Source organism: Rhizobacter sp. P2_H2 (assembly GCF_056403375.1).
Map to the genome: position 1 here is coordinate 1 of NZ_JBFUFP010001699.1, position 707 is coordinate 707.

Genomic DNA, 707 nt, shown 5'->3' on the forward strand with positions numbered 1-707 from the left:
GCCCGAAGGTGCGCAGGAACTTGACGTAGTCCACGCCCTGGTAGCCCAGGTGGCTCGGGTCGAAGTTGAAGCCGAAGCGTTTGTGCCCCTTCACCGCCTCGATCGCACGCTGGCTGCTCGCGATGTCGAACGCGATCTCGGTCGGGTGCACCTCGAGCGCGAAGTTCACGTCGACCTCCTCGAACATGTCGAGGATCGGCGTCCAGCGCATCGCGAAATCCTCGAAGCCCCGGTTCCAGAACGCTTGATTCGTCGGCGGGAAGGCATACAGCGCATGCCAGATCGACGAGCCGGTGAAGCCGGTCACCGTCTTCGCGCCGAACTTCGCGGCGGCGCGCGCGGTGTCCTGCATCTCTTTCGCGGCGCGCCGGCGCACGCCCTCGGCCTCGCCGTCGCCCCACACGTGGGCCGGCAGGATCGCCTTGTGCCGCTCGTCGATCAGGTCGCAGACCGCCTGGCCGGTCAGGTGGTTGCCGATCGCGAAGCACTGCAGGCCGTGCTGCTCCAGCAGCCGGCGCTTGTCGGCCACGTAGCGCTCCGACTGCAGCGCCTCCTGCACGTTGAAATGGTCGCCCCAGCAGGCGAGCTCCAGCCCGTCGTAGCCCATGGCTTTCGCGAGGGGCGCCAGTTCGGCGAGCGACAGGTCGGCCCACTGGCCGGTGAACAGGGTGACGGGTCTGGGCATGGTCAGCTCCTCAGATCAGGTG

The 707-nt window shown here is 67.6% G+C and carries 1 protein-coding gene; it reads right to left on the bottom strand.

Annotated features, from left to right (window positions below):
• On the bottom strand, positions 1–685 hold a 685-nt coding region (locus AC1D15_RS35690; protein ID WP_477829812.1), incomplete at its 3' end, for a sugar phosphate isomerase/epimerase family protein.
• Positions 686–707 lie beyond the last annotated feature (22 nt).